This window comes from Streptomyces sp. NPDC048664 (genome assembly GCF_040650555.1).
Taxonomy (GTDB): domain Bacteria; phylum Actinomycetota; class Actinomycetes; order Streptomycetales; family Streptomycetaceae; genus Streptomyces.
Genome location: NZ_JBEZHK010000037.1, coordinates 37693 through 61829, shown reverse-complemented (window position 1 = coordinate 61829; position 24137 = coordinate 37693). Strand labels below are relative to the sequence as shown.

22 protein-coding genes are annotated in these 24137 nt (G+C 72.6%); 12 read left to right on the top strand and 10 right to left on the bottom strand.

The annotated features are described in order from the left end of the window. Positions 1–428 precede the first annotated feature (428 nt). The 3 genes from AB0C59_RS30415 to AB0C59_RS30405 all read right to left on the bottom strand — a co-directional run bounded on the left by AB0C59_RS30415 (position 429) and on the right by AB0C59_RS30405 (position 3992). The gene (locus tag AB0C59_RS30415) at positions 429–1463 is read right to left on the bottom strand and encodes an endonuclease/exonuclease/phosphatase family protein (RefSeq protein WP_363010274.1); all 1035 of its coding nucleotides are present in this window, start codon (positions 1461–1463) and stop codon (positions 429–431) included. Positions 1464–1617: 154 nt separating this feature from the next. Then, entirely contained in the window at positions 1618–2289 is a 672-nt protein-coding gene (locus AB0C59_RS30410) for a TetR/AcrR family transcriptional regulator (RefSeq protein ID WP_363010272.1), read from the bottom strand. A gap of 110 nt (positions 2290–2399) precedes the next feature. Continuing rightward, on the bottom strand, positions 2400–3992 hold the full coding sequence (locus AB0C59_RS30405; RefSeq protein WP_363010270.1) for an MFS transporter: 1593 nt from the start codon (positions 3990–3992) through the stop codon (positions 2400–2402). 179 nt (positions 3993–4171) lie between these two features. On the opposite strand from AB0C59_RS30405, the gene panB reads away from it, so the two are divergent. The 3 genes from panB (at position 4172) to AB0C59_RS30390 (ending at position 7067) form a co-directional block, all read left to right on the top strand. Further along, a complete protein-coding gene (gene panB, locus AB0C59_RS30400) occupies positions 4172–5035 on the top strand; it encodes a 3-methyl-2-oxobutanoate hydroxymethyltransferase (RefSeq protein WP_363010268.1) in 864 nt (287 codons plus the stop codon). A 188-nt stretch (positions 5036–5223) separates the two neighbouring features. After that, entirely contained in the window at positions 5224–6249 is a 1026-nt protein-coding gene (locus AB0C59_RS30395) for an ATP-binding cassette domain-containing protein (protein WP_363010266.1), read from the top strand. Continuing rightward, the gene (locus AB0C59_RS30390; protein WP_363010264.1) at positions 6246–7067 is read left to right on the top strand and encodes an ABC transporter permease; all 822 of its coding nucleotides are present in this window, start codon (positions 6246–6248) and stop codon (positions 7065–7067) included. The genes AB0C59_RS30395 and AB0C59_RS30390 overlap by 4 nt, the downstream gene beginning before the upstream one ends. Positions 7068–7092: 25 nt before the next feature. Here AB0C59_RS30390 and AB0C59_RS30385 read toward each other — a convergent pair whose 3' ends face one another. After that, on the bottom strand, positions 7093–10521 hold the full coding sequence (locus tag AB0C59_RS30385; protein WP_363010262.1) for a BTAD domain-containing putative transcriptional regulator: 3429 nt from the start codon (positions 10519–10521) through the stop codon (positions 7093–7095). A 223-nt stretch (positions 10522–10744) separates the two neighbouring features. Here AB0C59_RS30385 and AB0C59_RS30380 point away from each other — a divergent pair, with 223 nt between their 5' ends. Continuing rightward, a complete protein-coding gene (locus AB0C59_RS30380; protein WP_363010260.1) occupies positions 10745–11542 on the top strand; it encodes a site-2 protease family protein in 798 nt (265 codons plus the stop codon). Here AB0C59_RS30380 and AB0C59_RS30375 read toward each other — a convergent pair. Next, complete coding sequence (locus AB0C59_RS30375) at positions 11532–11798, bottom strand: hypothetical protein (RefSeq protein WP_363010258.1); 267 nt, start codon at positions 11796–11798, stop codon at positions 11532–11534. The two genes, AB0C59_RS30380 and AB0C59_RS30375, sit on opposite strands and share 11 nt — an antisense overlap. Before the next feature lie 13 nt (positions 11799–11811). Further along, the gene (gene npdG, locus AB0C59_RS30370; RefSeq protein WP_363010256.1) at positions 11812–12543 is read right to left on the bottom strand and encodes an NADPH-dependent F420 reductase; all 732 of its coding nucleotides are present in this window, start codon (positions 12541–12543) and stop codon (positions 11812–11814) included. 318 nt (positions 12544–12861) lie between these two features. Between npdG and AB0C59_RS30365 the strand changes: the two genes are divergently transcribed. Both AB0C59_RS30365 and AB0C59_RS30360 read left to right on the top strand, forming a co-directional pair. Continuing rightward, positions 12862–13464 carry a hypothetical protein gene (locus AB0C59_RS30365; protein WP_363010254.1) on the top strand — a complete coding sequence of 201 codons (603 nt, stop codon included), beginning with the start codon at positions 12862–12864 and terminating at the stop codon, positions 13462–13464. A gap of 81 nt (positions 13465–13545) precedes the next feature. Then, positions 13546–14847: an MFS transporter gene (locus tag AB0C59_RS30360; protein ID WP_363010308.1), complete on the top strand. Its 1302-nt coding sequence runs from the start codon at positions 13546–13548 to the stop codon at positions 14845–14847. Positions 14848–15237: 390 nt separating this feature from the next. Here the strand turns inward: AB0C59_RS30360 and AB0C59_RS30355 are convergent, their stop codons facing one another. Further along, the gene (locus AB0C59_RS30355; RefSeq protein ID WP_363010252.1) at positions 15238–15468 is read right to left on the bottom strand and encodes a hypothetical protein; all 231 of its coding nucleotides are present in this window, start codon (positions 15466–15468) and stop codon (positions 15238–15240) included. A gap of 61 nt (positions 15469–15529) precedes the next feature. On the opposite strand from AB0C59_RS30355, the gene map reads away from it, so the two are divergent. Next, positions 15530–16387: a type I methionyl aminopeptidase gene (map, locus tag AB0C59_RS30350; protein ID WP_363010250.1), complete on the top strand. Its 858-nt coding sequence runs from the start codon at positions 15530–15532 to the stop codon at positions 16385–16387. A 51-nt stretch (positions 16388–16438) separates the two neighbouring features. Here the strand turns inward: map and AB0C59_RS30345 are convergent, their stop codons facing one another. After that, on the bottom strand, positions 16439–17083 hold the full coding sequence (locus AB0C59_RS30345) for a PhzF family phenazine biosynthesis protein (protein ID WP_363010248.1): 645 nt from the start codon (positions 17081–17083) through the stop codon (positions 16439–16441). A 248-nt stretch (positions 17084–17331) separates the two neighbouring features. Between AB0C59_RS30345 and efeO the strand changes: the two genes are divergently transcribed. From efeO to AB0C59_RS30325, 4 genes are all read left to right on the top strand, one after another. Then, positions 17332–18468 carry an iron uptake system protein EfeO gene (gene efeO, locus AB0C59_RS30340; protein ID WP_363010246.1) on the top strand — a complete coding sequence of 379 codons (1137 nt, stop codon included), beginning with the start codon at positions 17332–17334 and terminating at the stop codon, positions 18466–18468. A 61-nt stretch (positions 18469–18529) separates the two neighbouring features. After that, entirely contained in the window at positions 18530–19876 is a 1347-nt protein-coding gene (gene efeB, locus AB0C59_RS30335; RefSeq protein WP_363010244.1) for an iron uptake transporter deferrochelatase/peroxidase subunit, read from the top strand. A gap of 3 nt (positions 19877–19879) precedes the next feature. Continuing rightward, positions 19880–20755: an iron uptake transporter permease EfeU gene (efeU, locus tag AB0C59_RS30330; RefSeq protein ID WP_363010242.1), complete on the top strand. Its 876-nt coding sequence runs from the start codon at positions 19880–19882 to the stop codon at positions 20753–20755. Beyond that, positions 20712–21746: a hypothetical protein gene (locus tag AB0C59_RS30325; RefSeq protein WP_363010240.1), complete on the top strand. Its 1035-nt coding sequence runs from the start codon at positions 20712–20714 to the stop codon at positions 21744–21746. Before efeU ends, AB0C59_RS30325 begins: the two co-directional genes overlap by 44 nt. 78 nt (positions 21747–21824) lie before the next feature. Here AB0C59_RS30325 and AB0C59_RS30320 read toward each other — a convergent pair whose 3' ends face one another. Next, a complete protein-coding gene (locus AB0C59_RS30320; RefSeq protein WP_363010238.1) occupies positions 21825–22676 on the bottom strand; it encodes an SDR family oxidoreductase in 852 nt (283 codons plus the stop codon). A gap of 129 nt (positions 22677–22805) precedes the next feature. Here AB0C59_RS30320 and AB0C59_RS30315 point away from each other — a divergent pair, with 129 nt between their 5' ends. Beyond that, the gene (locus AB0C59_RS30315) at positions 22806–23267 is read left to right on the top strand and encodes a MarR family transcriptional regulator (RefSeq protein ID WP_363010236.1); all 462 of its coding nucleotides are present in this window, start codon (positions 22806–22808) and stop codon (positions 23265–23267) included. Between the two features lie 46 nt (positions 23268–23313). On the opposite strand, the gene AB0C59_RS30310 is transcribed toward AB0C59_RS30315, so the two are convergent. Further along, on the bottom strand, positions 23314–24018 hold the full coding sequence (locus AB0C59_RS30310; protein WP_363010234.1) for a bifunctional DNA primase/polymerase: 705 nt from the start codon (positions 24016–24018) through the stop codon (positions 23314–23316). Between the last annotated feature and the right edge of the window lie 119 nt (positions 24019–24137).

Genomic DNA, 24137 nt, shown 5'->3' with positions numbered 1-24137 from the left:
TCGCGCAGTTCCCCGCGCCCCTGTCCCATGCCCCTGCGGGCACGCCGCCGACTGCGGACCGTGGTCGTCTCTCGCGCAGTTCCCCGCGCCCCTGTCCCATGCCCCTGCGGGCACGCCGCCGACTGCGGACCGTGGTCGTCTCTCGCGCAGTTCCCCGCGCCCCTGTCGGTGCCCCCGCTGCACGTCGTCGGCTGCGGGCCCGTCGGGGGTTTTGCGCAGTTCCCCGCGCCCCTGAAGAGCGCGCTCCGCGCGCATACCCTGGGCCGGTCGATAGGGGCGCGAGGAACTGCGCGAGGAGTGGCCACTGCCCGCGGACAACGACGCACCCCGAGACCGTCGGGGGCGCGGGGAACTGCGCGGGAAGCGGCCACAACCGCCGACAACCACGCACCCCAACCCCCACAGGGCCGCGGGGAACGGCGTTGCGGTCAGGGGTGGGTGACGTTCACTCGGGCCGCGATCGGCAGATGGTCGCTTCCGGTGCGCGGCAGTGTCCAGGAGCTGACCGGGTCGACCCCCTTGACCATGATCTGGTCGATCCGCGCCATCGGGAACGCCGCCGGCCAGCTGAAGCCGAACCCGCTGCCCGCCGCTCCCTGGGTGGACCGCATCTGCGCGGTGATGGCGTTGAGCGAACGGTCGTTCATGGTGCCGTTGAGGTCACCGAGCAGAATCACCTTGTCGAGCTTCTCGTTCTCGATGCTCTCGCCCAGCGCGTCCGCGCTGTTGTCCCGCTGCCGCGCCGTGAACCCGGACGCCATCTTGACCCGCACCGAGGGCATGTGGGCGACGTAGACCGCGACCTTCCCGTACGGCGTGGCCACCGTGGCGCGCATCGCACGGGTCCAGCCCATCTCGATGTTCACGGTCCGCACGTCGCTCAACGGGTACTTGCTCCACAGCCCGACCGTGTTCTGCACGGAGTGGTACTTGTACGTCGACTCGAGCGCCCGCTCGTACTCCGGGACCCGGGTCAGCTCCTCCAGGGCCAGCACGTCCGCCCCCGAGGCGGCCACGTCACGCGCCGTCCTGGCGGGGTCGGGGTTGCCCGCGTTGACGTTGTGCGTGGCCACGGTCAGGTTCCCGCCGGCGGCGGTCTTGTCGCCGATCAGCCCGCCGAAGAGGTTCAGCCACACCACGAGCGGCAGCAGCAGCGCGATCACCGCGGTCGCCGACCTGCGCAGCAGCCCCACGATCAGCAGCAGGGGGATGACCACCAGGCCGAACCAGGGCAGAAACGTCTCGGTGAGACTGCCGAGGTTGCCGACGGTGTTGGGGACCTGCGCGTGCAGCAGCATCACCAGTGCGAGGAGCACGGCGAGGACGGCCGTCACGATCCCCCGGCGCCAGACGCCGCGATCGGTGCGCAGGGTGTCGTACAGACGCCGGAGCAGGAACCGGGGGCCTCTGCGGTTCGGCCCCGTGCCGCCGCTGCCCGTCTCCGCCACATACGCCTGCGCCATACCGTCGCCTCACAACTTGCCGTGCACACCATCATCCCCCACGGTGACGACCCTAGGGGATGACCGGTGCGTTCCTGCCGCCGCGTGGCGGCCGTACGGGGACGAGGACGGCGTGTCCGGTACGGAGGGTTCCTCTTGTAACGAAACACTCATACTAAGACCGGACGGTAACGGCCTCCCCGGTGACGGGCTCCGAGCTGACGGTCGCTGAGCTGACGGGGCGTAGCCCTTCCAGGAGCGTGTCCACTATCCGCGCGGCCAGGTCCTCCTCCAGGGAGCTGTCGGGATGCAGCACGGTGCGGACGAGCATGGGGCCGACGACGATGTCGTTCATCAGCTCCAGGTCCAGGTCGGGCCGCAGCTCGCCGGTGCTCTGCCCGCGGCGCAGCACGTCGAGGGTGAGTCTGCGCCGGGGGACGACGACGGTCGCGTGGTAGGCGCTCCAGAGCTTGGGGCTGCTCTTCATCTGCGCGTACACGTTGTGCAGCAGGGCCGAGGACCGGCTGGCGAGGCCGCGCCGGCGCAGCGCCTCCAGGAGGACCACGAGGTCGTCACGGACGGACGTGCCGGGCAGCTGGGGGTCCTCCGGCTCGCCGGCCCGCAGGACGTCGACGAACAGGTCCTCCTTGTTGCTCCACCGGCGGTAGATCGTGGCCTTGCCGACCCCCGCCGTGCGGGCGATGCGCTCTATCGACAGGTCGGCGAGCGGGACGCCTTCCTCCAGGAGCCTCATCACGCCTTCGTGGATCGCCCGTTCGACCGCCTCGCTACGGGGGCGACCCCGTACGGGACAGTCCTGCTGGGTCCGGCTCTCGGCGAGGCTCACTGTCTGCTCCGTCCTTGCTGGGGTGGAAGGGGGACTTTCCCCCGGTCGTGTTCCCCCTATGCACATGAACGGGCACCCGGTCCCCCGTGTGCCCGGTCATGAACGTACGGTCAGTGATCGGCCGAGACCAGTGCCTGCTCCTTCTCGCCGGTCGGTGCGGCGCTCGCCTTCCCGGGCAGGAACAGCGCGACGACGATCGCGCCGAGCACCGCGACGCCGGCCCCGCACAGCGCCGTGACGTGCATGGCGTGCAGGAAGGCGTCGTTGGCCGGGGCTATGAGCGCCCTGCCGTTCGGGCCGATCCGGTCGGCGACGCCGAGGGTCGCCTCGATCGACTCGCCCGCGGTGTGGCGCAGGCCCGCCGGGAGAAGGGTGAGCTTGTCCTGGATGCCGTCACGGTAGGACGAGGACAGCACCGAGCCGAGGACCGCGATGCCGAGCGCGCCGCCGACCTGGCGGAAGGTGTTGCTGAGCGCGGACGCCGAGCCGGCCTTCTCCCGGGGCAGGGCCTGCATGATGACGACGCTGGTCGGGGTCATGATGTGCGACATGCCCGTGCCCATGAGGAAGAACACGACCTCGAGGATCCAGATCGGCGTGTCGGCCTTCAGCGTGGCGAAGGCGGCCAGCATGGCGGCGATGAGCAGCATGCCCGCGGTGGTGGTGGCCCGGTTGCCGAACCGGTCGACCAGCAGCCGGGCGCGCGGCGCGAAGATGATCTGCGCGGCGGCCAGGGGCAGCATCAGCAGACCGGTCTGCAGCGGGGTGTAGCCGCGCACGCTCTGGGTGTAGAAGACGGAGAAGAAGGTCACGCCCATCAGCGCGAAGAAGACCAGTGCGATGGCCGCGATGGCGGCGGAGAACACCTTGTTCTTGAAGTACGTGACGTCGATGGACGGGTGGGTGCTGCGCTTCTCGAACACGACGAAGCCGGCGAGGACGAGGAGGCCGGCGACGATCGTCCCCAGTGCCTTGGGGTCGGTGAAGTCGGCGAGCTGGCCGCCCTTGATGATGCCGTAGACGAGCAGCACCAGGCCGACGACGGACAGGACGACGCCGACGGGGTCGACCCGGCCCGGGTTCGGGTCGCGGGAGTCGGGGACGAGCCAGACCATCAGGGCCAGGGCGAGCAGCACGATCGGCACGTTGATCAGGAACACCGAGCCCCACCAGAAGTGGGCGAGGAGCACGCCTCCGGTGATCGGGCCGATCGCGATGGCGAGACCGACGCCGCCGGCCCAGATGCCGATGGCCTTGGGCTGCTCGTCGCGCTCGAAGACGTTCATGAGGATGGCGAGGGTGGCGGGCATCACGAAGGCCGCGCCGAAGCCCATGAGCGCACGGAACGCGATGAGCTGGGCGGGAGAGCCCGACTCCGCGGCGAGCGCGGAGCCCGCGCCGAACACCACGAGGCCCGCGAGCAGCGTCTTCTTGCGGCCCAGGCGGTCGCCGAGGAGGCCCGCGGTGAACAGGATGCCGGCGAACACCAGGGTGTAGGCGTTGATCGCCCATTCCAGCTGACTCTGGGAGGCGCCCAGACCGGTCGGCGCCGGGGAGGAGATGGTCTTGATGGCGACGTTCAGGATGGAGTTGTCGAGCACCACGATCAGCAGGCTGAGCATCAGTACACCGAGGATCGCCCACCGGCGACGGTGGATGGCCTCGGGGACCCGCCGCTCGACGGGGGCAGCAGGGGTAGTCATGACCAGCAGGCTAGACCCTTTTCGATACGGAACGGTCTCGTATCGAAATCCTTTACGGACCCGTTACCCCGGGATCGGCGCGGTCCCGCCCTAGCCGCTCCCGGCACGAGGTGCCACCATGGGCAGTGGTCCGGGGACGCCGTCAGGGCGCCTCGAGATGACAGAAGGAGCCGTTGACCATGACGCAGCTTTCCGCTGCCCAGGGGCAGCCCGACAGCAGCAAGGCGCTGTACGGGGGCAAGAGCACCCGCCGCATCACGGTCCGTGACATCACGGGCGCCAAGGAGCGCGGTGAGAAGTGGCCCATGCTCACCGCGTACGACGCGATGACCGCGTCCGTGTTCGACGAGGCCGGCATCCCGGTGATGCTCGTCGGCGACTCCATGGGCAACTGCCACCTCGGCTACGACACGACGGTCCCCGTCACCCTCGACGAGATGACCCTGCTCAGCGCGGCGGTCGTCCGCGGCACCCGGCGCGCCCTGATCGTCGGCGACCTGCCCTTCGGCTCCTACCAGGAGGGCCCGGTGCAGGCGCTGCGCTCGGCCACCCGCCTGGTGAAGGAGGCGGGCGTGGGCGCGGTGAAGCTGGAGGGCGGCGAGCGCTCGCACCGCCAGATCGAGCTGCTGGTGGAGTCCGGCATCCCGGTCATGGCGCACATCGGCCTGACCCCGCAGTCCGTGAACGCCATGGGCTACCGCGTGCAGGGCCGCGGCGAGGAGGCGGCCCAGCAGCTGCTGCGGGACGCCAAGGCGGTCCAGGACGCGGGCGCCTTCGCGGTCGTCCTGGAGCTGGTCCCGGCGGAACTGGCCGCCGAGGTCACCCGCACCCTGCACATCCCGACCGTCGGCATCGGCGCCGGCGCCGAGACGGATGCCCAGGTGCTCGTCTGGACCGACATGATGGGCCTGACCGACGGCCGGGTCCCGAAGTTCGTGAAGAAGTACGCCGACCTGCGTCAGGTCATGGGGGACGCTGCCCGGGCGTTCGCCGACGACGTGGTGGGCGGAACGTTCCCGCTCGAGGAGCACTCGGTGCACTGAGTGCCCCTTCCCCGCGCCCCCGCGGCGCCCGGCGGCCCGCCGATCTTCCCCCGTCGGCGGGCCGCCGCTCTTCGCTTCGGGCCGGCCGGGCCGGGGGGCACGGAAGCGTCGGGGATCTGTCGGCGGCGACGTGGGTCTGTCGGCCGGCTGTCGGCGGTTTGTCGGTGGTGGCTGACACAGTCCCTGTCATGACGCGAATCGACGACAACCCCAGCGACGCCGCCGCCGGCGCGGCCGTCACCGTACGGGGGCTGGTCAAGCACTACGGCGAGACCAAGGCACTGGACGGGGTCGACCTCGACGTGCGCGAGGGCACCGTCCTCGGTGTGCTCGGACCCAACGGCGCCGGCAAGACCACCCTCGTGCGCTGCCTGTCCACCCTGATCGCGCCGGACGCCGGCCGGGCCACGGTCGCCGGCTTCGACGTCGTCCGCCAGCCGCGGGCCACCCGGCGGGTGATCGGTCTGACCGGCCAGTACGCCTCGGTGGACGAGAAGCTCTCCGGCTTCGAGAACCTCTACATGATCGGCCGGCTCCTGGACCTGCCCCGCAGAGAGGCCAGGGCCCGCGCCGAGGGCCTGCTGGAGCGGTTCTCGCTCACCGAGGCGGCCAAGCGCCCGGCGTCGACGTACTCCGGCGGCATGCGGCGCCGCCTCGACCTCGCCGCCTCGCTGATCGGGCACCCGGCCGTGCTGTATCTGGACGAGCCGACCACGGGACTCGACCCGCGCACCCGCAACGAGGTGTGGACCGAGGTCAAGCGGATGGTCTCCGAGGGCGCGACCGTCCTGCTGACCACCCAGTACATGGAGGAGGCCGAGCAGCTGGCCTCCGAGCTGACCGTCATCGACCGCGGCAGGGTCGTCGCCGGCGGCCGCATCGACGAGCTGAAGGCCAAGGTGGGCGGCAGGACGCTGCGTGTGCGCCCCGCCGACCCGTTTCAGCTGCGCCCGACGGCCGCGGCGCTGGACGAGTTCGGCCTGACCGGCCCCGGCAGGGCGACCGTGGACGCCGGGAGCGGCACCGTCCTCGTCCCGATCCTCAGCGACGAGCAGCTGACCGCCGTGCTCGGCGCGCTCACCGCCCGCGGCATCACGCTCGCCGGCATCTCCACCGAACTTCCCAGCCTGGACGAGGTGTTCCTCTCGCTCACCGGCCACAAGGCCAGTGCCACCGAGGACGCGTCCCCCGCCCGTGAGGAGGTCGCCGCATGAGCGCGGCAACCGTCACCGCTCCCCCCGCGCCGGTCACCGACGGCCGGATCGGACTGCGCGGCAACCTGCGCCACATCGGCGCGCTGGTCCGCCGCAACCTGCTGTGGATCCGCCAGGACCCCGAGTCGATGTTCGACGCGGTCCTGTTCCCGATCGTCTTCTGCCTGCTGTTCGTGTTCGTCTTCGGCGGCGCCATCGCGGGCGCCGACAACCGGCACGCCTATGTGAACTACGTGGTCCCGGGCCTCATGGCCATGATGGGCATGAACATCGCGCAGGGAGTCGGCACCGGCTTCAACGAGGACTTCCAGAAGGGCGTGATGGACCGCTTCCGGTCCCTGCCCATCAGCCGGGGCTCCGTGCTGATCGCCAAGATCACGGTGGAGATCGGCCGCATGCTGGTCGCCACGGCGGTCCTGCTCGCGGTCGGGTTCCTGCTGGGCCTGACGGTGTCGAACGTGCCCGGCCTGTTCGCGGCCATCGGCCTGTCGATGGTCTTCGGCTTCGGGGTCATGTGGATCTTCCTGACCCTGGGCGTGGTGATGAAGAGTGCCCAGGCCGTCCAGGGGATGGGGTTCCTCGTGCTGATGCCGCTGCAGTTCGGTTCGTCGATCTTCGCCCCGACGAAGACCATGCCGGGCTGGCTCCAGTCCTTCACCGACTACAACCCGCTCTCCTCGCTCGCCGACGCGGCCCGCGGCCTGATGAACGGCCACCAGCCGATCGCCCACGACGTGCTGATGACGCTGGGCTGGTCGGCGCTCCTCACCCTGGTGATGGCGCCCATCGCCATCCGCAAGTTCACGAACAAGACCTGACCGGCCCCGCGCTCGGCGATCCGCGTCAGACCAGGGCGACGGCCTCCTTCGGGGAGAGGCCGTCGCCCTCGGCGTACGCCGCCTCGTAGGCCTCGTCGCCCAGCGCGGCCCGCGCCTCGCTCTCCGCGCGTTCGCGGATCTCGCGTTCCGCCGGGCCGCGGACATGGCCCGGCGGCAGCAGCCGGTCGCAGGCCCCCAGGCAGCGCGCCGCGTCCAGGGCCCGGCGCCCGCCGTCCCAGTGGACGAGCACGGTCGCGGCGGTCGTCAGGTTCATGGTGACCATGTGCGGTGCGATCACCAGACTCATCTTGTCGAGGGAGCGCGAGAGCGCGGTGCGCACCTTCTCCAGGGCCTCGTCGTACCGCTCGTCCGCCGCGTCCAGCCACGCCTCCAGGCCGAGCATGAAGCCGTCGAACACCACGAACGCGGCGGCGGCGAACTCCTCGCGCAGCGTGAGCAGTTGCTCTCGCGCCTCGGCGACGCGGCCCGTGCGGCCGAGCCAGGTCGCCAGGAACAGCCGGGCGGCGGGCCGGGCCTCGCTGAACGAGCTGGTGGTCTCCGCGATGGACTGGCGCAGCAGCCGCTCGCCCCGCTCGCCCTCCCCCGCGTCGATCAGCGCGCTGCCCAGGCGGGCGCCGAGGACGGCCGTCTGGGCGTGGGCCCCCAGCCGTTCGGCGTGCTCCCGGGCGGCCTGGTAGTCGGCGGCGGCGAGCAGGTACGCGCCGACCCGCTCCCGTGCCTCGCCCCGGGCGGACAGGGCCTCGGCCGCGCCCCACGCGTCCCCGAGCCGGTGGAAGATCTCCAGCGCCTCCTCCGCGTCGCGGGTCGCGTCGCCCACCCAGTCGCCGCGGTTGGCCAGCACGTTGGCCCGCGACTGGAGGGCCTGGCCCAGCTCCCAGTCGTAGCCGAGCGCGCGGCAGGCGCGTACGGTCTCGTCGATGACGGTGTGCATCCGGTCCGTGTCGGCGTCGAACAGGACGGCGAAGAACCACAGGAACCCGGGCATCCGGCAGGTCTGCGGCTGGCCGGGCCGGTAGGTCGCGCTGATGACGCGCATCTTCTGCCGGGCCTCTTCCGTCTCCCACCCCTGGCTGTCCATGTCCATGCAGGACATACGGATGAGATGGGCGCCGCGCCGGGCCTCCTCCAGGACCTCCGGGCGCAGCGGCGGCGGGGCGTCGGTGCAGCTCTCGTGGATGTCCGGGGCGGGCCGGACGGGCAGCGTGAAGGGGTCGGGGCCCAGCGCGGTCACGGCGGTGGACCAGGTGCGGGCCTCCGTGCGCAGGTCGACCATCTGCCAGTACCAGAACAGCGACAGGACCAGGCACAGGCCCTCGTGCTCGTCGCGGGCGGCGACCGCGTGGCGCAGCGCGGTGCGCAGGTTCTCGTACTCCACCTGGAAGCGCCCGATCGCGGCGCGCTGGCCCGGGGTGCGCAGCAACGGGTCGGTGGTGCGCGCGAGTTCGCGATAGTAGGCGAGGTGGGCGCGCTCGGTGGCGGGCCGTTCGCCGGCCGCGTCGAGCCGCTCACCGGCGTACTCGGCGACGGTCTCCAGGAGCCGGTAGCGCATCTCCGAGCCGGCCGTGGGCTCGGCCACCACCAGCGACTTGTCGACCAGGGAGCCGAGCGCGTCCAGGGCGGCGGGCCCGCACACGGCCTCGGCGGCGGTCAGGTCGCAGCCGCCGGCGAAGACGGACAGCCGCCGCAGCACCGCGCGTTCGTCCTCGTCCAGCAGGTCCCAGGACCAGTCGACCACGGCGCGCAGGGTCTGCTGGCGGGGCAGCACGGTACGGCTGCCGGAGGTCAGCAGCCGGAAGCGGTCGTCCAGCCGGTCGGCGATCTGGCGTGGGGAGAGCATCCGCAGCCGTGCGGCCGCGAGTTCGATGGCCAGCGGCAGTCCGTCGAGCCGGCGGCAGATCTCGGCCACCGCCTCGGCGTCGTCCTCGACGCGGAAGCCGGGCCGGACGGCGGCACCGCGGTCGGCCAGCAGTTCGAGGGCGTAGCGCTGCGGGAGCGGCCCGAGGGGGCGCAGCCGCTCGCCGGGGACGCCCAGGGCCTCGCGGCTGGTGGCGAGGACCGTGACCCCGGGGCAGTGCCGCAGCAGGTGTTCGACCAGGTGCGCGGCGGCGTCCACGACGTGTTCGCAGTTGTCGAGGATCAGCAGCATGCGGCGCGGCGCGCAGTGCTCGGCGAGCCGGACGAGCGGGTCGTCGTAGCGTTCGGCCGCCGCGCGCAGTTCCTCCGCGCCGGCGCCGCGCAGCACGGTCTCGCGTGCGCCGAGCGCGGTGAGCACGACCTCGGGGACGTCCTCGGGAGCGTCCACCGGGGCGAGTTCGGCCATCCACACCCCGTCCGGCATGGCGGGCGCGACGGCTTCGGCGGCCTCCTGCGACAGCCGGGTCTTCCCTGCGCCGCCGGGCCCGAGGAGCGTGACCAGGCGGGCGGCGGCGAGGTCGTCGCGCAGGGTGCCGATGTCGGTGTCCCGGCCGACGAACGAGGTGAGCCGGGCCCGGAGGTTGCCGGACGGCGCGGGGTGGACGGCGCCGGTGTCACCGCGGGACGGCGCGGGCCGGGACGCGGGAGCGGGCGGCACGGGTGCGAGGGCGGCGACGGACGGGCGCGGTGCGGGACCCGGGGCGGCGTTCCCGCGCGGTGTCGGCGAGCCGTGCTCGTCCGGCCGGAGCAACTCCTCGTGCAGGGAGCGCAGTTCGGCGCCGGGGTCGGATCCGAGGCGGTCCGCCAGCAGCTGGCGTACGTCCTCGTAGGCGGCCAGTGCCTGAGCCGTGCGGCCGGCGGCGTGCAGGGCACGCAGCCGCAGCGCCTGAAGGGGCTCGTCCAGGGGGTGGAGGTCGCACAGGGCGGTGAGTTCCGGCAGGTGCTCCTCGCCGTGGCCGAGGGCGAGCGCGGCGCTCAGCCGGCCGCGGCGCGCATCCAGCCGGCGGGTCTCCCAGCGGGCCGTCTCCGCGCGGCGGTCGGGCAGGTCGGCGAGGGCCGGCCCGTGCCACAGGGCGAGGGCGTCGGCGAGTGCGGTCTCGGCTTTCGCCGGGTCGCCGTCGGCCAGGGCGCGCAGCCCCTCACCGGCGAGCCGGTCGAAGCGGTGCAGGTCGATGTCGTCCTGGGTCGCGGCCAGCCGGTAGCCGCCGTCCACCGACTCGATCGCGTCCGCGCCGAGCGCCCGGCGCAGCCGGCCGACCAGAGCCTGGAGGGCGCCGGTGGCGCCGGCGGGCGGCTCGCCGGCCCACACCTCGTCCACGAGGAGGGCCGCGGGCACGGTCCGGCCCGCCCGCAGCGCGAGCACGGTCAGAAGGGCGCGCAGCCGTGCCCCGCCGACGGGGACGGAGCTGCCGTCGGCGCGGGACGCCTGGGTGGTGCCGAGGATGCGATAGCGCACGGGCCTATTGTCCCTGTCCGGGTCAGCGCGGGTCACGGGACCGGTGCGGTGCGTCCCGGACATGTCGGGTCGGACCGGGGCACGGCCGTCGTCGCCCCCGGCCCTCGTGGACCACCGTCGTCATCCCCGCTCCCCCTCGCTCCCCGTCCGGCCCGCTCCCGCCGCCGTCCCTCCCCCTACCGTCTCCGGAACCAGGTACCGTTCGCCAGACGTTTTCGGGATGCGTCCGGCACGGCCGGACGGCCCGCGACCCACCGCGACACAGCACACGAGCCCGAGGAGCCGCATGACCACCGCCGCCACCCGGCGCAGTGACCGCAGGATCAGCCCTGTCTTCGTCGGGCTCCTCGCCGTGACGGCGGTCACCGGCTGGGCCACCTGGAGCGGCTTCGCCGAGCAGCCCGGTGTGGCCGTGTTCCTGTTCGTGACGGCGGCGTGGATCGTCTCCCTGTGCCTGCACGAGTACGCGCACGCGCGCACCGCCCTGCACAGCGGTGACATCTCGATCGGCGCGAAGGGCTATCTCACCCTCAACCCGCTGAAGTACACGCACGCCCTGTTGAGCGTCGTCCTGCCGGTGCTCTTCGTGATCATGGGCGGGATCGGTCTGCCGGGCGGCGCGGTGTTCATCGAGCGCGACCGCATCCGGGGGCGCTGGCGGCACAGCCTGATCTCCGCGGCGGGCCCGCTGACGAACGTGGCGTTCGCCGTCGTGTGCACGGCCCCGTTCTGGCTGCACGCGCTGGACGGCGTGCCCGCGCAGTTCCAGTACGCGCTGGCGTTCCTGGCCCTGCTCCAGGTGACGGCCGCGATCCTGAACTTCCTGCCGGTGCCGGGCCTGGACGGCTACGGGGTGATCGAGCCGTGGCTGTCGTACGGCGTGAAGCGCCAGGTGGAGCCGTTCGCCCCGTTCGGGCTGCTCGCCGTGTTCGCCGTCCTGTGGATCCCGCAGGTGAACGCCGCGTTCTTCGACACGGTCCACTCGTTCCTGGGCACCCTGGGCATCGACGACCTTCACAGCTACTGCGGTCAGGCGCTCTACCGCTTCTGGCAGCCCACCGCGGACCTGTGCGTCAGCCCGTGACCGACCCGCCGCGCCCCCGGCCGCGGCCCCGGCGCGCGTAGTACCAGGTCATGTTGGAGGACAGCCCGGCCAGCAGCACCCAGACGACGCCGACCAGCCAGATGCCCTGCACGAAGGAGATGACGGCCGCCGCGACGGCGAGGACGCACACGACGAGGGCGTAGAGGGCGAGGCGGGGCATGGGGGTCGGCTCCTGACGGACGGACGGCGCGGTCGTACGGGTCGTACGGTTTGGTACGCGTCCAGTGTCCCCCATGCCCGCGGGCCCCTCAGACGTCGGTCACCCGAAGCCCGGCGTGGGCCTTGTAGCGGCGGTTGACGGAGATCAGGTTGGCGACCAGGGACTCGACCTGGTGGGCGTTGCGCAGCCGCCCCGCGAACACGCCGCGCATGCCCGGGACGCGCCCGGCCAGCGCCTGCACGATCTCCACGTCGGCGCGCTCTTCTCCCAGGACCATGACGTCGGTGTCGATCTGCTCGATCTGCGGGTCCTGGAGCAGCACGGCGGACAGGTGGTGGAAGGCGGCGGCGACCCGGGAGTCCGGGAGCAGGGCGGCGGCCTGCTCGGCGGCGCTGCCCTCCTCGGGCCTGATCGCGTAGGCGCCCTTCTTGTCGAAGCCGAGCGGGTTGACGCAGTCGACGACCAGCTTGCCCGCCAGGTCCTCGCGCAGCGACGCGAGCGTCTTGCCGTGGCCCTCCCAGGGCACGGCGACGATCACGATGTCGCTGCGCCGGGAGGCCTCGGCGTTGTCGGCACCCTCGACGCCGTGGCCGATCTCCTCGGCGGCGGCCTGCGCGCGCTCGGCGGCACGCGAACCGATGATCACCTTCTGCCCGGCGCGGGCGAGCCGGTAGGCGAGGCCCTTGCCCTGCGGCCCGGTGCCGCCGAGCACGCCCACGACGAGCCCGGACACGTCGGGGAGGTCCCAGGGGTCCTTGGCGGGAGCCTTGGCCGCGCTGTCGCCGGCGGCGCTGGAGTTGCTGGAGCTGCTGGAGGTCATGGGCCGACTCTACGTGCTCCGCCCGACCCGCTCCGGGGGCCCGCTTCGGGTGCGGGCGAGCACCGGGACCCGCCGAGGTCGCCCGCCTCGCGCACGCCGAACTCACCGGCCCCGGGGCGCGATCCGACGGGCGGCGGCGCCGACACGGGCGGGACCGGGACAGGCGGTGGGCCGTCGGACGGCGGTGCGCGCGGGCCGATCGGTGGTGCCGGCGCGGGGGGACGGTCGGGCCGGGGCGGATGCGGTGAAGGGACCGGTACGAGTGACGTGTGGCCGAATGCCGGATTCGGGACGCCGGTTGCGGCAGTATGCCGTCGCATGGACGCCGTACGGGTCGCCTTGCTCCGTGAAGTGCTCGCCGGGACCGAGTGGTTGGGGGCCACCCGGCGGTTCGCGGGCACGCTGCGCTCGTCCGTGGTGTCGTACGGGGGCGGGCTCCTCCTCGTGGGCACGCGGGAGTACGAGCCATGGCACCTGGCCGCGCACCTGGCGGACGAGGCGGCCTGGTCCGGCACCCCGGAGCTGTCCCCGACACTGGTCCGGCACGGGGCGCGGGCCGTGGATCCGGCCCATCTGGCGGTGGGGCCGGGGCGGCTGTCGGCGGCGCGGCGCGGCGAGACGCTGCTGGTGGTGTCGCCCGGCATCCCGGACCCCGACCTCCTGGAGCGGGTCCACGACGCGCGGCGCGCCGGGGCGACGGTGCTGGCGCTGGACGCCGGGGACCGCGAACTGACGGCGATGGCGCACGAGGCCCTGGCCGTCCCCCAGGACACCGACCTGGACCTGGACACGGTCCAGCACCTGGTGAGCGCCGCCGCCGGGGAGAACGCGCTGCCGGCTCCGCGCGGCCGCCACCCCTTCCGGGACCGGCTGTCCAGGCTGGCCGATCTGCTGACGTCACCGCCGCCGCCCCGCTGGTGACCACGGGGAAAACCGGTTGCCCGGGGCGTCCCGATCGGCTGAGCATGGCCCGTCGTGACCGAAGAAGCCCCCGTTCCGCCCCTGCCCGCCCCCGCCGCACCCACCCGCACGTCCCGGGCGCGCGCCCTGCTCCCCGACCTCGCGCCCTGGCGCGCCTCGGCGGACTTCCGCAGGCTGTGGCTGGCCGGCCTGATCACCAACTTCGGCACGTTCCTCACCTTCGTCGCCCTGCCGGTCCAGCTCAAGGACCTCACCGGGTCGGCGGCGGCCGTGGGCGCGATCGGCGCCGTGGAACTCCTGCCGCTGATCGTGTGCGGCCTGTACGGGGGCGCACTCGCCGATGCCTACGACAAGCGGAAGCTGATCCTGCTCACCGAGGCGGGGCAGGGGCTGCTGACAGCCGTCCTGCTGGTGAACGCGCTGCTGCCGCGGCCGGGCATCTGGCCGCTGTACGCCGTGGCCGCGCTGTCCTCGGCGCTGGGCGCGATCCAGCGTCCCGCGCTCGACTCGCTGCTGCCGCGCATCGTGGCGCACGAGGACCTGCCGGCCGCGACCGCGCTGAACTCGCTGCGCTGGACGGTCGGCGGGGTGGCGGGCCCGGCGCTGGCGGGCGTGGTCGTGGCGTACGCCGGATCGGGCCCCGCCTACGCGGTGGACCTGGTGACCTTCGCGGTGTCGGTGGTGCTGAGCCTCGGGCTCGCGGCGTCGCCCGCCGCGCACGAGGCCGCGGCGCCCTCGCTGCGCTCGATCGCGGAGGGTGCGCGCTACGCGTGGAGCCGCAAGGAGCTGCTGGGGACGTACGTGGTCGACATCGCCGCGATGCTGTTCGCGATGCCGCTGGCGGTGCTGCCGTTCCTGGCCGACGAGCTGGGCGCGCGGTGGTCGCTCGGCCTGATGTACGCGTGCATGCCCGCCGGGGCGCTGATCGTGTCGCTGACCAGCGGCTGGACGGCGAGGATCCACCGGCACGGGCGGATGGTGGTCCTCGCGGCGGCGGCGTGGGGGCTCGCGGTGGCGGCGGTGGGTGTCGTGGACGACGTCTGGCCGGTGCTGCTCCTGCTGACGCTGGGCGGGGGGTTCGACATGGTCAGCGGGATCTTCCGGGGGGCGATGTGGAACCAGACGATCCCCGACGAGCTGCGGGGCCGGCTGGCCGGGATCGAGCTGCTGTCCTACTCCGTCGGCCCGCAGCTCGGGCAGGTCCGCTCGGGTGGGATGGCGGCGTGGCGGGGCGTGCGGGTGTCGGTCTGGGCGGGTGGGTTGTTGTGCGCGGGGGCGGTGGGGGTGTTGGCGGTGTGCCTGCCGAGTCTGATGCGGTACGACGCGCGTACGAACGTGCACGCGCGACGCCTGAGGGCCCACCGAACCGGTGCCCCGGCGTGACCCGGTAGCGGGGTTTCGCGCAGTTCCCCGCGCCCCTTGTAGGGGTGCCCGCGCTCGGTGCGTCGTGTGCGGCCCGGTGGCCCCTTTTGCGCAGTTCCCCGCGCCCCTTATGGAGTGCCCGCGCTCGGTGCGTCGTCGGGTGCGGGCCGGCGGGCGGTTTTGCGCAGTTCCCCGCGCCCCTTATGGGGTGCCCGTGCTCGGTGCGTCGTCGGGTGCGGGCCGGTGGCCGCTTTTGCGCAGTTCCCCGCGCCCCTTATGGGCGACCGCGGCCCGACAGGGGCGCGGGGAACTGCGCGACCAGCCACAGCGCACCCGCGGTGGACGACACGGCCGAAGCCCACCCGACAGGGGCGCGGGGAACTGCGCGAATCGGGTGCGTCCGGCTGGGCGTCAGTCGTCCTCGCGCTCGGCTCCCGCCTTGTCATGCCACCGAGGGTCCGTCTCCCACTCCTCGTTCCGCTCCCGCGCGATGTCCATCGCGTGCTGCGCCTCCTCGCGGGAGGCATAAGGACCCATCCGGTCCTTCGCAGGGCACTCGGGCCCCTCCTCGACCTTCTGGTGGACCAGGCAGTAGAACCACTCACCGGGCTTCCCGGCCGTCCGCTTCTTGAACAGCGCCATCGAAGGAGCTCCTTTCGCCAGGGCCCATGTTCCCGCACACCCGCTGGTTAGACTCGCTGGCATGTCTGGCCAGTCACTGCTCGTACCGGGAGAGCTGTCTCCCACCCGTTCCGTACCCGGAAACATCCGCCGTCCCGAGTACGTGGGGAAACCCTCACCCGCGCCGTACACGGGCCCCGAGGTACAGACCCCCGAGACCATCGAGGCGATGCGCGTCGCCGGGCGGATCGCGGCGCGGGCGATGGCCGAGGCCGCGAAGATCATCGCGCCGGGCGTCACCACGGACGAGCTGGACCGGGTGGCGCACGCGTACATGTGCGACCACGGCGCCTACCCGTCGACCCTGGGCTACCGCGGCTTCCCGAAGTCGCTGTGCACCTCCGTCAACGAGGTGATCTGCCACGGCATCCCGGACTCCACGGTGCTGCGCGACGGCGACATCATCAACCTGGACGTGACGGCCTACATCGGCGGGGTGCACGGCGACAACAACGCCACGTACCTGGTCGGGGACGTCGACGAGGAGTCCCGGCTGCTGGTGGAGCGCACCGAGGAGTCCCTCAGCCGCGCGATCAAGGCCGTGCGGCCCGGCCGGCAGATCAACATCATCGGACGCGTCATCGAGTCGTACGCCAAGCGCTTCGGGTACGGCGTGGTGCGGGACTTCACGGGGCACGGGATCAGCTCGTCGTTCCACTCCGGCCTGATCGTGCCGCACTACGACAGCCCGCACGCGACGACCGTGATGCAGCCGGGGATGACCTTCACCATCGAGCCGATGCTCACCCTCGGGACGCACGAGTACGACATGTGGGACGACGGCTGGACCGTGCTGACGAAGGACCGCAAGCGCACGGCGCAGTTCGAGCACACGCTGGTCGTGACCGAGACGGGGGCGGAGATCCTCACGCTGCCGTGACCACGGCCGGGACGCGCCGGGCCGGCGCCGCGGGCACGGGCGCCGAGGCCCTCAGTGCTCCAGGCGCACCCGTCCGCCGACCTCCACCCAGCCCTCGGGCTGCGGCGCGGTCAGGAGTTGGGATCCCGCGCCCTGGACGATGTTCAGGGCGCGGCCCAGCCGGCCGGTCAGCAGCAGCGCCGCCGCGCCCGTCGCCTCGTCCTCGTCGATGCCGTCGCCCCGGCCGGGGAAGCCCCGGGCGCGCACGCGGCCCGCCGCCTCGTCCTCCCAGGCCCAGGCGTACACCCACTCCCCCACCGGCGGCACCGCCAGCGCGTCCACCTCCGCCGCGCTCCCGTACTGCCGCAGCGTGCGGGCGGGCGCCCATTCCGGTCGGGCCTCGATCCAGCTGAACTCGCCGTCCAGGCGCGCGCCCACCACACCGGCCGGGGTGACGAGTTCGGGCACGTCGAGGAGCCAGGCGGTGCCCACGCAGGGGTGCCCGGCGAAGGGCAGCCGCAGGGTGGGGGTGTAGATGTCGAGGTGGCCGCGTTCGGGGTCGTCCACGAACACGGTCTCGCTGAAGCCGAGCTTCGCGGCCAGCGCCTGGCGGTCGTCCCGCTCCGGCACCATGGAGCCCTCGCGGACGACACCGAGCTCGTTGCCGTGCCCCCCGTCGGGCCCGCAGAAGACCCGCAGTACGTCGTAGTCGGTCACCCCGGCATTCAAACACCACACGGGCGGCGAGCCCCCGGGACACCCTCTTGGCGCTCCCTTGACCACGGCTTGGGGGGTGTTTTTGGCCATCGTGATCGAGCCGTTTCTGTGATCTTTCCGTGGTCATTGATTTACCGCCCCGGGGGATGTGGGTGAGGTAAGCCTCAGGTAACTTAGGCAAGCCTCACCCACTTCGCCCCGGGCCGCCTCGCACCGAGCCGGCCCGCCGTTCGCCACCTGGAGCACGCATGCGAGCCGTCAGACACACCGTCGTCACCGCCGTCGCCGCCGCGGCGGCCCTGACCTCTGTCACGGCCTGCACCGCGAAAAGCGACGCCAAGGACGGCGACGGCATCCAGGTGACGGCGGCCGACTCCACGTGCGACACCTCCGCGAAGTCCGTTCCGGCCGGCCAGGTCACGCTGAAGATCGAGAACAAGGGCTCCAAGGCGACCGAGGTCGAGATCCTCTTCCCGGACGACCGCATCGTCTCCGAGAAGGAGAACATCGGCCCGGGCACCAAGTACACGCTCACCGCCGAGGTGAAGGCCGGTGCGTACGAGATCGCCTGCCGCCCGGGCATGAAGGGCCGCGGCGTCCGCCAGAAGCTCACGGTCACCGGCGGCAAGACCGCCGCGCGCGACCCGAGGCTGGACAAGGCCGTCGCCGACTACCGCGAGTACGCCCAGGAGCAGGCCGACGCCACCGTGCCGCTCGCCGAGGTCTTCGCGAAGGCGATCAAGGCCGGGGACATGGAGGCCGCCAAGAAGGCGTACAGCCCCTCGCGCCTGGGCTGGGAGCGCACCGAGCCGATCGCCGAGTCCTTCGGCGACATCGACCCCAAGACCGACACCCGCGCCGACGGCCTGGAGGCCGGCCAGAAGTGGACCGGCTGGCACCGCCTGGAGAAGGCGCTGTGGCAGGACAAGAAGATCGGCGCCGAGGAGAAGAGCCTCGCCGACGAGCTGGTGACGGACCTGCGCGACTGGCAGAAGCGGGTCGGCAAGGCCGAGATCACCCCGACCTCCATGGCCAACGGCGCCAAGGAGCTGCTCGACGAGGTCGCCACCGGCAAGGTCACCGGCGAGGAGGACCGCTACTCGCACACCGACCTGTCCGACTTCAAGGCCAACGTCGAGGGCGCGCAGAAGGCGTACGAGCTGCTGAAGCCGGTCGCGCAGAAGAACGACGCCGCCCTCACCCGGGAACTGGACAAGCAGTTCACGGCGCTGAACACGCTGCTCGACAAGTACCGCACGGGCAAGACGTCGTACGACTTCACCTCGTATGACAAGGTGACCAAGGACCAGCGCAAGGAGCTGTCGGACTCGGTGAACGCACTCGCCGAGCCGCTGTCCAAGCTCGCCGCCGCCGTCGTGAAGTAGGCACGGCGAGATCGAGATCGAGGCCGAGCGGAACGTCGAAGGACAGTAGGGGACCGGGAACATGACGGACACGGACACGGACACGGGCACGGACACGGGCACGGGGTCGAACTCCGGGCCGGGCGACGGATCGGGCGCCGACGCGGCGCCGGGCCCGGAGTCGGGCGGCGGCGCGGCGCCCTCCCGGCGCGCGCTGATCGGCTGGGGCGGTGCGGGCCTCGCGCTCGGCGCGGCCGTGGCCGGTGGCGCCGCCGCCGCGGTGAACCGTACGGGCGACGACATGGACCCGGCGGCGGCCGCCATGGGTGCCGCCGTGGACTTCCACGGCGCGCACCAGGCGGGCATCGCCACCCCCGTCCAGGACCGGCTGCACTTCGCCGCGTTCGACGTGAAGACGGACGACCGCGCCGAGCTGGTCCAGATGCTCAAGGACTGGACGGCCGCCGCCCGGCGGATGACCGCCGGCAAGGCCGTCGGCGACGGCGCGTACGGCGGTCTCGCCGAGGCGCCGCCGGACGACACCGGCGAGGCCCTGGGCCTGAAGCCGTCGCGGCTGACGCTGACGATCGGCTTCGGTCCGTCGCTGTTCGAGAAGTTCGACCTGTCGGGCCGGCGCCCGGCGGCCCTGGTCGACCTGCCGAAGTTCCCGGGCGAGAACATGGACAGGTCCCGCACCGGCGGCGACCTGTGCGTCCAGGCCTGCGCGGACGACCCGCAGGTCGCCGTGCACGCGATCCGCAACCTGGCCCGCATCGGCTTCGGCAAGGTCGCCATCCGCTGGTCGCAGCTCGGCTTCGGCAAGACCTCCTCCACGACCCCCGGCGCCCAGACCCCGCGCAACCTCATGGGGTTCAAGGACGGCACCCGCAACATCGCGGGCACGGAGACGGACCGGCTGAAGAAGTTCGTCTGGGTCGGCGACGGGGACGGGCAGCCCTGGATGACCGGCGGCTCCTATCTCGTCGCCCGGCGCATCCGGATGAACATCGAGACCTGGGACCGCGCCTCGCTCCAGGAGCAGGAGGACGTCTTCGGCCGGGACAAGGGCGAGGGCGCCCCGGTCGGCAAGGCCAAGGAGCGCGACGAGCCGTTCCTGAAGGCGATGAAGCCGGACGCGCACGTCCGGCTGGCGCACCCCGACTCCAACGACGGGATCACGATCCTGCGCCGGGGCTACTCCTTCACCGACGGCACCGACGGGCTCGGCCGACTGGACGCCGGCCTGTTCTTCCTCGCCTACCAGCGCGACGTACGCAAGGGCTTCATCCCGCTCCAGCGCAGGCTGTCGGCGTCCGACGCGCTCAACGAGTACATCCAGCACGTGGGTTCGGCCGTCTTCGCCGTCCCGCCCGGCGTCCGCGACAAGGACGACTGGTGGGGCCGGACGCTGTTCACGAAGGAGGCGTAGCCAGTGTTCTCCAACTACCTGATCGGCCTGCGCGAGGGGCTGGAGGCCAGCCTCGTCGTCTGCATCCTGATCGCCTACCTGGTCAAGACGGGCCGCCGGGACGCCCTGCGGCCGATCTGGACCGGCATCGCCATCGCCATCGCCATCGCGCTGGGCTTCGGCTGCGTCCTCGAGTACGGCTCCCAGGAGATGACGTTCAAGGCGCAGGAGGGTCTCGGCGGTTCCCTGTCGATCGTCGCGGTGGGCCTGGTGACCTGGATGGTCTTCTGGATGCGGCGCACCGCCCGGCATCTGAGGTCCGAGCTGCACGGCAAACTGGACGCGGCCCTGCGGATGGGCACCGGCGCGCTGGTGGCCACCGCGTTCCTCGCCGTGGGCCGCGAGGGCCTGGAGACCGCCCTGTTCGTGTGGGCGTCGGTGCACGCGGCCAGCGACGGCACCCCGCGCCCGCTGATCGGCGTCGCCCTGGGCATCGCCACGGCCGTCGTGCTGGGCTGGCTGTTCTACCGGGGTGCGCTGAGGATCAACCTCGCCAAGTTCTTCACCTGGACCGGCGGCATGCTGGTCGTGGTCGCGGCGGGCGTGCTCGCCTACGGCTTCCACGACCTGCAGGAGGCCGACCTGCTGCCCGGTCTGACGAACCTGGCGTTCGACATCAGCGGCACGATCGACCCGGACAGCTGGTACGGCGCGCTCCTGAAGGGCGTGTTCAACTTCCAGCCGGACCCGACGGTCCTTCAGGTCTCGGTGTGGGCCCTCTACCTGGTGCCCACGCTCGCCCTGTTCCTCTCCCCGGTAGGGTTCGCCTCCGGGAAGGGGAAGGTGAAGGTCACGGATGAGCAGGGATCACGGGGATCGCAGCCCTCGAACGCTTCGTAGTCCGCGCCCGGGGCGTACCCGCCGTGCGCGTGCGGCCGCCCGGTGCGCACGCGCGACGGCGGCCGCGCTCGCCGTGGCCGCCGTCGCGAGCGGTTGTGTCGTGGTGCACGGCGAACGCGAGGTCGTGCCGACGGCGGCCCGGTCCGAGGCGGCCCGGGCGCTGCGGGACTTCCTCGCCGCGTACAACGAGGCCGACCGGACGTACGACCGGTCGAAGGACGCGGACCGCGTCACCGGCGCGCTCGGCGACATCGACGGCGGCAAGGTGGCCGCGGGGCACCGGAACAACCCCGGCGGCAACCCGGGGCACACCCCGCTGAAGCTGACCGACGCGACGTTCACCATCCCCCGCAAGGCCGGCTGGCCGCGCTGGTTCCTCGCCGACGCGCACGCCAACAAGGGCAGCGCGGACGCCCACTGGCTGCTGGTCTTCACCCGTTCGGGTCCGGACAAGGTGTGGGCGGCGTCGTATCTGACGATCCTCGCCCCCGGCGACGTCCCCACGTTCAAGAAGGACGCGGACGGCTGGGCCGAACCGGTGTCCGCCGACGACGCGACGCTCGCCGTACGGCCCGACACGCTGGGCGCGACCTACACGCGGTACCTCCGCTCCGGCGGCGACACGTTCGCCGACGGCCCCCACACCTCGGGGTGGCGCGCCACGCGCCAGAGGAACGGGAGCAGGCCGGGTCTCGTACGGCAGTACGTGGACGAGCCGCTGGCGGGCGGCGCGTACGCACCGGTGGGGTTGCGCACCGCGGACGGGGGCGCGCTGGTGTTCTTCACCACGCGGCACTACCAGAAGGAGACGGCGTCCCAGGGCTCGCCCCGCGATGCCGCCAACCCGACCGTCAAGGCGCTGCTGACCGGCGACGTCCACCAGTCGCTGACGCTCCAGACCGTCTCCAACGAGGCGGTCCTGGACCCGGAGCGGGGCAAGGTGCGGTTCCTGAGCCGGATCGAGGGCCTGACCGGGGCGAAGGGCGAGTAGGGCACGGAGCCGGGCGGGGCCTCGGCCCCGCCCGGCTCCGTGCTCGTACCCTTCCGCTTCCGCTTCCGCCCGTGGCCGTCAGGCGATCCAGCTGTTGGTCAGGCCGAGGACCGCGGAGCCGTCCAGGTCGGTGAGCTTGGTGCCCACGAAGCCACGGGCCCAGTCGGAGGTCTGCAGGCGGAAGGCGGGGGCGTCGGCGGTCAGCGCCTCCATCACCGAGGCGGCGGCGCCCTCGGGGGTCTGCGCGGCGCTGCCGCTGAACTGCGCGACCGTCCGGTTCAGATAGGCGCTCAGCTGGGGCGCGTACACCCCGGCCTCGGCGACGGCGCCCTGAAGGTCCACGCCGACGTTGGCGACGAACTCGGTGGCCACGGCGCCGGGTTCGACCACGGAGACGGACACGCCGTGCGCCGCGGCGACGGGGGCGAGGCTCTCCATGTATCCCTCGACGGCGAACTTGGCCGCGCAGTACGCCTCGTTGAAGGGCTGGCCGATGACACCTCCCACGCTGGAGACGGTGATCAGACGGCCGCCGGTGGCGCGCAGGTGGGGCAGGGCGGCCTTCGAGACGGTGAGGACGCCGAAGAAGTTGACCTCCATGACCTCGCGCACGTCGGCCACGGACTCGTTCTCCAGGGTGCCGAGGTGGCCCGCGCCGGCGTTGTTGACGACGGCGTCCAGGCGCCCGTGGTCGGCGAGCACGCCCTCGATCGCGGTGCGGACCGAGTCCTCGTCCGTGACGTCGAGCCGGCGGATGTCGAGCCGCACCCCCGCCTCGGCCGCCGCCTTGCGCAGGGCGTCGGAGCGGCTGGGGTCGCGCAGCGTGGCGACCGTGGTCCAGCCCGCGCGGGCGGCGGCCACGGCGGCGGCGAGACCGATCCCGGAGGAGGTGCCGGTGATGAGGACGACCTTGGGTGACTGGGAGGACATGGCGGGCCTTTCATGGGGTCGTACGGGCCTGTACGAGTTTGTACGGGTCGTACACGGCAGCACTTGAGTGCGTGTACACACACCATGATGCACTTATGTGCGTGCACACGCAACCGATAGAATGACGACATGACGAAGAAGAAGCTCGCGGAGGCAGCGATGCCGGAGGCCGACTACGCCTTCTACGGGCTGGTGTGGGCCGGCACCGTGCTGACGGACCGCGTGGACCGCGCGCTCACCAAGGCGCACGACCTGCCGGTCTCCTGGTTCGAGGTGCTGCTCTGGCTGGCCTCCAGCCCCGACCCGGTCCCCGCCTCGGTCCTGGGCAACAGCACCATGCTCAGCCGCAGCCAGGTCTCCCGCGTGGTCGACGCCCTCCAGGGCCGGGGCCTGGTCACCCGCACCCCGTCACCGCGCGACGCCCGTTCGGTCGAGGTCGCGCTCACCCCCGAGGGCCACGCCCTGTTCAGGGCGGCCGACGCCACCCGCCGCGCCTGTCTGGCCCCGGTCTTCACCGACCTCCTGGACGAGGACGACCTTCAGGCTCTGAGCGGGGTCTGGCGCAAGCTGAAGGCCGGCAAGGACGCGTAGCCGCGGGGGGCGCGAGCGGCCGGGGGCGCCGCGGGCTACCGCGCGGTCAGCGGTGCCATTCGGCGAGGTCCGTGTCCTCGTTGTCCCCCGCGTACCGCGCGCACGCGTCGGTCAGCGCCTCCAGCACGCTCAACGGGTCCGGCAGCGCGCACTCCGGTCCGCGCACCCACTCCACCCCCAGGTCCCCCGGCAGCCGCGCGGGCGGCAGCAGGACGTACGAGCCGCGGCAGTGCCACCTCAGTCCCGGGTGCTCGTCCATCGTCTCGGGACGGCAGTCCAGCTCGCACGGCCACCACTCGTCCTCGTCCTCCGGCGTGCCGCGCGTGAGGGTGAAGAACAGCATGCGCCCGTCGCCGGTCACGGCGACCGGACCCACCTCGATCCCGGCGGCCAGCAGCCGCTCCAGCGCCTGGTCACCGGCCGCGCGCGGGACGTCCAGCACGTCGTGGACCATCCCGGTGGCGGTCACGAAGTTCGCCTGCGGCTCGTTGCGCGCCCAGCGCTCGATCTGCCCGCGGTCCGTGGTGGACTGCGTCTGCCAGGCGAAGGAGACCGGGTGGCGGGCGGGTGTGGGACAGCCGACGCGGTCGCAGGAGCAGCGGTATCCGACCGGGTGCGCGGCGGGCGCGAGCGGCAGGCCCGCGGCCGCGGCGGCGAGCAGTTGTGCCTCGCGGGTGGCGGCCGCGCCGACCTCGTCGACCGGGGCGGGCCTGCGTCCGCGCAGCCACTGGCTGAGCCTGCTCTGCCTCATGTATCCCCTCGCCTCGCTGTGGTGGTCCGAGAATCCATGGTCCCACCCTGCGGAGCGTGGAGTGACCGGAGGGTGCGATCGCCCCGTGGACGCCGCCCGTCGCGGCGGCGGGCGGTGCC

Bases quoted from the DNA above. Each gene is read 5' to 3' on its own strand.
- npdG (WP_363010256.1), bottom strand. From the start codon at position 12,543: ATGACCTCCAGCAGCTCCAGCAACTCCAGCGCCGCCGGCGACAGCGCG.
- panB (WP_363010268.1), top strand. From the start codon at position 4,172: ATGACGCAGCTTTCCGCTGCCCAGGGGCAGCCCGACAGCAGCAAGGCG.
- efeB (WP_363010244.1), top strand. From the start codon at position 18,530: ATGACGGACACGGACACGGACACGGGCACGGACACGGGCACGGGGTCG.
- map (WP_363010250.1), top strand. From the start codon at position 15,530: ATGTCTGGCCAGTCACTGCTCGTACCGGGAGAGCTGTCTCCCACCCGT.
- AB0C59_RS30310 (WP_363010234.1), bottom strand. From the start codon at position 24,018: ATGAGGCAGAGCAGGCTCAGCCAGTGGCTGCGCGGACGCAGGCCCGCC.
- AB0C59_RS30320 (WP_363010238.1), bottom strand. From the start codon at position 22,676: ATGTCCTCCCAGTCACCCAAGGTCGTCCTCATCACCGGCACCTCCTCC.
- AB0C59_RS30355 (WP_363010252.1), bottom strand. From the start codon at position 15,468: ATGGCGCTGTTCAAGAAGCGGACGGCCGGGAAGCCCGGTGAGTGGTTC.
- AB0C59_RS30325 (WP_363010240.1), top strand. From the start codon at position 20,712: ATGAGCAGGGATCACGGGGATCGCAGCCCTCGAACGCTTCGTAGTCCG.
- AB0C59_RS30365 (WP_363010254.1), top strand. From the start codon at position 12,862: ATGGACGCCGTACGGGTCGCCTTGCTCCGTGAAGTGCTCGCCGGGACC.
- AB0C59_RS30315 (WP_363010236.1), top strand. From the start codon at position 22,806: ATGACGAAGAAGAAGCTCGCGGAGGCAGCGATGCCGGAGGCCGACTAC.
- AB0C59_RS30375 (WP_363010258.1), bottom strand. From the start codon at position 11,798: ATGGGGGACACTGGACGCGTACCAAACCGTACGACCCGTACGACCGCG.
- AB0C59_RS30385 (WP_363010262.1), bottom strand. From the start codon at position 10,521: ATGTCCGGGACGCACCGCACCGGTCCCGTGACCCGCGCTGACCCGGAC.
- AB0C59_RS30405 (WP_363010270.1), bottom strand. From the start codon at position 3,992: ATGACTACCCCTGCTGCCCCCGTCGAGCGGCGGGTCCCCGAGGCCATC.
- efeO (WP_363010246.1), top strand. From the start codon at position 17,332: ATGCGAGCCGTCAGACACACCGTCGTCACCGCCGTCGCCGCCGCGGCG.
- AB0C59_RS30390 (WP_363010264.1), top strand. From the start codon at position 6,246: ATGAGCGCGGCAACCGTCACCGCTCCCCCCGCGCCGGTCACCGACGGC.
- AB0C59_RS30380 (WP_363010260.1), top strand. From the start codon at position 10,745: ATGACCACCGCCGCCACCCGGCGCAGTGACCGCAGGATCAGCCCTGTC.
- AB0C59_RS30395 (WP_363010266.1), top strand. From the start codon at position 5,224: ATGACGCGAATCGACGACAACCCCAGCGACGCCGCCGCCGGCGCGGCC.
- AB0C59_RS30415 (WP_363010274.1), bottom strand. From the start codon at position 1,463: ATGGCGCAGGCGTATGTGGCGGAGACGGGCAGCGGCGGCACGGGGCCG.